The following is a 6156-nucleotide window of genomic DNA, read 5'->3' as shown; positions in this document are numbered from 1 at the left end:
CGACTTGCATGTATTAGGCACGCCGCCAGCGTTCGTCCTGAGCCAGGATCAAACTCTCCATATAAGAGTTGATTAAGCTCATAAGTTGTCTTTTCAAAAAAGACTAAAGAATTAACGTTGACGTTTTTGTTCGTTCAGTTTTCAAAGATCAATTTCTTTTTGTTATATTTTACCTTATCGCTCAGAAGCGACTTTATCAATATAACATGTTATCCCTTAGCAAGTCAACATTTTTTTAAAATCTTTTTTCTTTGTTTAACATGCCTTGTTGAGGACAAGAATTAATATACCATGACTTATTAAATGTTTGCAATATAATTTTTAAAAATGTTTAAGACGGTACCTTTACGAAAACTTTATTCATTGTAGCCAGATCTCATAAAATGTGCATTTTCTTAACATCAAATTTATACGCATTTCACCTGAACTCTAGAAAATTCATTATATCATTAACATATTTTTCGAAACCTTCATTTCATATACCCACAAACTTATCCACCACTAAACACTTATTAATTCAGTTGTCAACAAAGTTATCCACATCATGTGAATAACTTTGTTCAGTTTTCCACACTTTTATAAGCTTCTTTTAACAATAATTAAATTTATACCATAATTTATTGATTAGCCGTCACGGGAGTGAGAAAACAAGTTTTAAATAATAACAATATAAAGATATAGTAATAGTTTTGGTTATTTTTCATAAAATCTATTAACGCTACTTTAAACGGAAGGTGTGAATGACACTGGAAACCGCTGCCCTATATCTATCTGTAATCATGGCCATATTTTTGTTTGCCTATGCCTATGCAGAGGGGATTAAAATTGCAAATTCAGATGAAGAGGTCTATGGAGGCACCTTCATCTTTTCTGTTACAGCTGCATTTATTTTTTCTGCTCTGACCTATGTATTTAGATAAAAAAAATCTCCCCATTCCCAGGGAGATTTTTCTCTTATATACTTCAAAATATATTACTCATCTATTTATCCGGAAGCCGTTGTTTTTTTCTTTAATTCTTTCATTCGAATCCTTCTCTCATCTAATAAGAAGAGAGTTATTCCTCCAATTACAATTGTTCCCCCAAGAACTTGCGTCCATAAAATAGACTCATGAAGTAAATAATATGCTAAAACAGCAGCACCAACTGGCTCAAATAAGATGGCCATAGAAATGGTTGAAGTGCTTAGCCACTTTATTGACCAATTGAATAATGTATGTCCGAGCAGAGTGGGAACAAGAGCAAGCAAGATAAAATATACCCAATCACTGGTTCCATATGGGAGTAAAGGTTCTTCGACGATTAACACGTAAAAAAACAATGTAATAGTGCTTATACTATAAACAACAAAGGTGTAAGTAACGAGCGATAGTCTTTTTCTGACTGTTTGGCCAAACATTAAGTAAGCCGTTACCAGGGCGCAGGCAATGATTGCAAGTATATCCCCGAACAAAGCAGTCCCGCTGATTTGAAAATCTCCCCAGCTGATAATAACACTGCCCGCAATTGCCAGAAACCCGCTTAAAATGGCTTTCCAGGTAAACTTTTCTTTAAAAAAGAGATATGTGCCTGCAAATGCAAACAAGGGCTGGAGAGTCACAAGGACTGTGGAACTGGCTACAGAGGTGTAGTTAAGTGACTCAAACCAGAGAATAAAATGGAATGCAAGAAACACACCGGCAATGATGGAATAGATCCAATCCCGCCGTGTAATAAGACGAAGTTCCGGAACATACTTTATAAGAAATACAGGCAGCATGAAAAGAACAGAAAATAATAATCTGTAAAAAGCAATGACTCCCGATGGGGCGCTGGATACCTTCACCAATATGGCTGATGTAGAGACAGAAATGACGCCAATTGCCAGGACAACATAGGGGTTTATTTTTTTATCTGACATTTTTTTATACTCCTTGTTTCTGTTTCCTAATAATTAGGGTATATTTCATTTTACAACGTTTAGTCAAACTTTTACTACGGTTTTATTTTAGCAGGATTTTAAAGATCATATTTTGGATATATAATACTTAAAAAAGCGGGAGATATTATGAGCAGTTTAGAGATAGAAATATTAATGAAGCTGGGTATTTCAGCAGTCCTGGGTCTTGTAATCGGCCTGGAGAGAGAATTAAAAAGAAAGCCTGTCGGCCTAAAGACCAGTTTAGTTATTTCCATAGTAAGCTGCCTGCTGACTATTGTGTCTATAGAATCGGCTTATATGTTTCCCGGTAATGATGACATCAACATAACGATGGATCCTCTCCGTTTAGCTGCCCAGATTGTATCAGGAATCGGCTTTTTGGGTGCAGGCGTTATTTTAAGGCGGGGAAATGACAGTATTTCGGGTCTTACAACAGCAGCTTTAATTTGGGGGGCAGCAGGAATTGGAATTGCTGTAGGAGCAGGCTTTTATATTGAAGCAATGGCAGGAGTGGCGCTGCTTATTATTTCAGTAGAGGTAATTCCTCTTATCATGGGCATAATTGGCCCCAAACGCTTAAGAGAAAAAGAAATCAATCTGCAGCTGAAAGTAAGGGATAAAGAAAATATCGCTGACATCATCCCAGCGGTAAAAGACCTTGATATCTCTATAAAACATATTCGCATAAAAGATTTAGAAGATGAACATCTGCATCTTGTACAGCTGATTGTTGCCGTCGACTATAAAAGAAGAACTACTGATGTTTATTACAGCGTTTCAAGTATCCCTGGAGTGCAGTGCATGGAAATCGATAGCATGCAGTAAAATTTTTTAATAATTCCTCTTGCAAGATAACTCCGATGTGGTTATAATTTTTCTTGTACCACTTCTCGGGGGATTAGCTCAGCTGGGAGAGCGCAACGCTGGCAGCGTTGAGGTCAGGGGTTCGAGCCCCCTATTCTCCATAGAAAAAAGCCTTGTATATCAAGGCTTTTTTTATTTTCTCCTATTTAGTTTCTCTCCTAATTTCTTAATTGTCGCCGAACTGTCGCCGGAATTTATTTTTTGCTGTTTTTAAACCGCATTTCCGACTTGTTTTAGTACATTTAATATTAATGGAGATACCTGAATCAAAACATATCCTAACCCTGCATTTTGAATCATGGTCCATCCCCTTTCAGAGTTACCCATCATAAACAAGAAACAGGCTCCTACTATAATAACAGATGCCACTGGAAAGCTAAGTGCAACCAGAATATCCACAACTGGATCTAGGACATGTGCCAGGGCTGACAATGTTTGTTCCCCCATCCATTCTTTTGCTGTAGCTGGTACAGCGACTGATGTAGCACTAGGAACGGTTGTGGAGGCAAATGCTTTTGACGCTCCCAATACTGCTCCGATGGGTGAACCAAGAGCAAGTGGGATGGATAACCCTGCTGCAACACGAGCAATTCTCTCCATTGATTGTTGTGATTTCTTTATTTTTTCATTTCTTTGTTTCTTTTCCTTTACTTTATAATCCCCAACCATAAACTCACGTATGGACATAGTTTGAGTTTTCATCTCAGTTCCTCCCATAAGTAGACTTTCACCTTAAGCCCTTCACACAACTTTTCGATTTTCTTCTTCCTAAAAGGCGTCGTGGTTACCCAGACTAATTTAAACTGTGGATTAATTGTTGATAACTTTTTGTATTTTTCAATTTTTTGAGAGTTCTTTGCCATGGATTGTTTGTAATCAATCTCGACAAAATGATGAAGTTTATTAGAGGTATAGGATGCGTCTGCTATGAGGGATATGTTGTTTAAAGCAATTTTCACTTCATTCTCCCAGCTGACCGGTCTTCCTAAGGAAATGAACAAATCATTTCTCATTAAATAATGATTAACTTGAGGAGTTTTCTTTCTGATCTTGGTTGCCTGCACCATTTCCCTGCCAGCTGCGTTTAAATAGTAAATTTTCTTTCTGCCTTCCTGAAAATATGACATATATTCCGATAAATCATAAAGGACCCTTTGTGCATTGCGCTCCTTCCCTAAACGATGCATTCTCTGCAGCTGTTCTCTCGATAAATAATCACATCGGCGTAAGCTCAAAAGAATTGTCTCCGTCCTTTTTAACCTCTTCAACGGTAGGATCCTCCTTCCGAGATTTAATAACGATATGTGGTCTAATTAGCTCTTCAATTTGGTCATTATTAATAAATGGAGTCTGTACCTGCTGCACTCCATCTGGCGTTTTATATATAGCCCTGCCGGCCAAGGCGAGTTTCTCTGCGCCAGATTCATCCAGAACTACACGAGAGGCAACAGCATCCCTTAATTTGTACGTAATAACCGTATCGCAGTTTTGCTTAATCTGCTTATTCATCACGTCTGCTGTTGGATATTGGCTGCAGTAGATGAGCCGGTAACCTAACCCAGCACCAATCCTCGCTATTTCCGAGAGCGCTTCTTCGCACTTACGGGCTTTTTCCCTCTCTTCTTTCCCCGTGAGGATTTGCGGCGAGATTTGTGCTGCTTCATCAACAATGATGAAATGTCTAGTATCAATTCCAGCTTCTTTAATGTCTTCGCATCCATTCTTATCAAACCACCCTTTCACTTGTTCCATTTCTTTTTTTACAGACTGTAAGGCCATCAGAGATTCATCCAAATTCGTTGCTACTGTTTCAACTTGCTTTGCATTTTTAAACCTGGTGAAGGCAAGGCCACCCTTTAGATCGATTAAGGTTAATTTGGCATTATCAGGCTGATTATTGATTAAGGCGGTGATAATAAGTTTGATTAACACTGTTTTTCCCTTTCTTGTTGCTCCAGCTATCGTAATATGTCCGCGCTCCATATCATGATGGATAAAACCGTACCTTGATTCACCCAATGGGATTTCCCAATCGATGCACTTCCCGAGCATGCTTTTCTCAAAATCAACATTGGCTGGCATTTCCCTCTCAAGTACTTTGATATGCAGGGTCCCATCATAGCTCATATCAATTTCTTTCTCCGATACAAAACGTTTTTGTAGGATTTCTTTGATCTGTGAAATGAAATTGCTTCTAAAGTCGATCTTCGTAAAGGCCATTAAATCAACGCCCCCTTTTCTATTATTCAATCCATCTCTTAAATTGTCCGTTTTCTTCTCAATATCACTAAATGACAATCCTAATGGGATCCGAAAAACATATTCTGTCCCCCACTCATACCCCGCCTTGCGAAGCAGCTGCATGCTTTTGACTTCCTTCCCCTCCTTTACATATAGTCCACAGTTCAATGCGATTTTTTTAATCTTTTCACCATCATCCATTTCAGAACGTTTCCAATAACTCAAACCAACCAGAGAGACAGCAGCAGAAACTGAGATAATTTCAAACAGCATTTCTTCACCCCAAATTTATTATTTAGTAATAAATAGTTGCACTGAAACCGCAGGGATAAAAGAGACTGGAAACCATTGATACACCTAAGTTTTGAAATGTCGGATTCATATGCAGGTACCGCATTTTAAAACGAATATACAGCCGAATACTAATGCGAAGGATTTGCTGAATGGTAAAGGATATGTGGGTCAATGTTTGTCCTATAACATAGAAATTAACAGGACAAACAGAATTTTTATCGAATATTAACACTGGGTGATAATAATGGAGACAAAATTGCAAAGGATTATTAAAGAACGAGGATTAAAACAAAGTTTTATAGCAGAAAAAGCCGAGATAACCCCTGGTACACTTAGTAAGATAGTTAGAGGAGAATCAATACCTACTTTAATAGTTGGAATCAAGATAGCCAGAGTAGTTAATGAAACAGTGGAGGATTTATGGGGAGATTTAGTGAAATGAAAAAGCTCTTCTCAAAAGAGAGGAGCTTCAAGCGTTAATGTATAGAAACTTTCATGATATCCATAAATGGAACTTTAGTAATCACAGTGTTCTTTTCAACGTGAATCAATCTAGTCCGGCTATCCATCTTTACTATATTCCCTTGAACAGGTTCTCTTTCCCAGACAATCAGATTCACTTCTGATTTTTCATCATAGGCTTCTACAAGAGTATTACCAATCTCCTCTAACTCAAACTCGTCCCTTGTTGGTCTTTTTCGCTTAACTTTAGCCATTATTATGCTCCTCTCCCCATCTTTCGTGCTGGTCCGACCGATAAAATGTTTCTTATTAAAAAGTTCCTCTGCTGTCTCCTGGAATAACAATACCCGCGAAATGATTCATCATTCACGCTC

8 protein-coding genes, 1 tRNA gene and 1 rRNA gene are annotated in these 6156 nt (G+C 37.9%); 4 read left to right on the top strand and 6 right to left on the bottom strand.

What is annotated here, in order from left to right; translation table 11 throughout:
- Positions 1 to 64 (bottom strand): 16S ribosomal RNA (locus ACEQ1T_RS25280); the annotation flags it as partial.
- A gap of 676 nt (positions 65 to 740) precedes the next feature.
- Between ACEQ1T_RS25280 and ACEQ1T_RS25275 the strand changes: the two genes are divergently transcribed.
- On the top strand, positions 741 to 920 hold the full coding sequence (locus ACEQ1T_RS25275) for a hypothetical protein (protein WP_206846148.1): 180 nt from the start codon (positions 741 to 743) through the stop codon (positions 918 to 920).
- Between the two features lie 65 nt (positions 921 to 985).
- On the opposite strand, the gene ACEQ1T_RS25270 is transcribed toward ACEQ1T_RS25275, so the two are convergent.
- Positions 986 to 1900: a DMT family transporter gene (locus ACEQ1T_RS25270; RefSeq protein WP_370225316.1), complete on the bottom strand. Its 915-nt coding sequence runs from the start codon at positions 1898 to 1900 to the stop codon at positions 986 to 988.
- 147 nt (positions 1901 to 2047) lie between these two features.
- Here ACEQ1T_RS25270 and ACEQ1T_RS25265 point away from each other — a divergent pair, with 147 nt between their 5' ends.
- The gene (locus tag ACEQ1T_RS25265; protein ID WP_206846152.1) at positions 2048 to 2746 is read left to right on the top strand and encodes an MgtC/SapB family protein; all 699 of its coding nucleotides are present in this window, start codon (positions 2048 to 2050) and stop codon (positions 2744 to 2746) included.
- Between the two features lie 67 nt (positions 2747 to 2813).
- Positions 2814 to 2886: transfer RNA gene (locus tag ACEQ1T_RS25260), tRNA-Ala, on the top strand.
- Between the two features lie 109 nt (positions 2887 to 2995).
- Here the strand turns inward: ACEQ1T_RS25260 and ACEQ1T_RS25255 are convergent.
- From ACEQ1T_RS25255 to ACEQ1T_RS25245, 3 genes are read right to left on the bottom strand one after another with little or no spacing between them, the layout of a single operon-like run.
- On the bottom strand, positions 2996 to 3487 hold the full coding sequence (locus tag ACEQ1T_RS25255) for a hypothetical protein (protein WP_370225315.1): 492 nt from the start codon (positions 3485 to 3487) through the stop codon (positions 2996 to 2998).
- Positions 3484 to 4020, bottom strand: a complete 537-nt coding sequence (locus ACEQ1T_RS25250; protein WP_370225314.1) for a replication-relaxation family protein — start codon at positions 4018 to 4020, stop codon at positions 3484 to 3486. The genes ACEQ1T_RS25255 and ACEQ1T_RS25250 overlap by 4 nt, the downstream gene beginning before the upstream one ends.
- Positions 4001 to 5299: an FtsK/SpoIIIE domain-containing protein gene (locus tag ACEQ1T_RS25245; RefSeq protein ID WP_370225313.1), complete on the bottom strand. Its 1299-nt coding sequence runs from the start codon at positions 5297 to 5299 to the stop codon at positions 4001 to 4003. Before ACEQ1T_RS25245 ends, ACEQ1T_RS25250 begins: the two co-directional genes overlap by 20 nt.
- 265 nt (positions 5300 to 5564) lie before the next feature.
- Between ACEQ1T_RS25245 and ACEQ1T_RS25240 the strand changes: the two genes are divergently transcribed.
- Positions 5565 to 5762 (top strand): helix-turn-helix transcriptional regulator, encoded by a 198-nt coding sequence (locus ACEQ1T_RS25240; RefSeq protein ID WP_071158461.1) that lies wholly within the window; start codon positions 5565 to 5567, stop codon positions 5760 to 5762.
- A 34-nt stretch (positions 5763 to 5796) separates the two neighbouring features.
- On the opposite strand, the gene ACEQ1T_RS25235 is transcribed toward ACEQ1T_RS25240, so the two are convergent.
- Complete coding sequence (locus ACEQ1T_RS25235) at positions 5797 to 6036, bottom strand: YolD-like family protein (protein ID WP_370225312.1); 240 nt, start codon at positions 6034 to 6036, stop codon at positions 5797 to 5799.
- Positions 6037 to 6156: the final 120 nt, after the last annotated feature.

The sequence above is a fragment of the Cytobacillus sp. genome, assembly GCF_964223445.1.
In the GTDB taxonomy this organism is placed as follows: domain Bacteria; phylum Bacillota; class Bacilli; order Bacillales; family Cytobacillaceae; genus Cytobacillus.
This window is presented reverse-complemented; position numbering and strand designations above follow the sequence as displayed.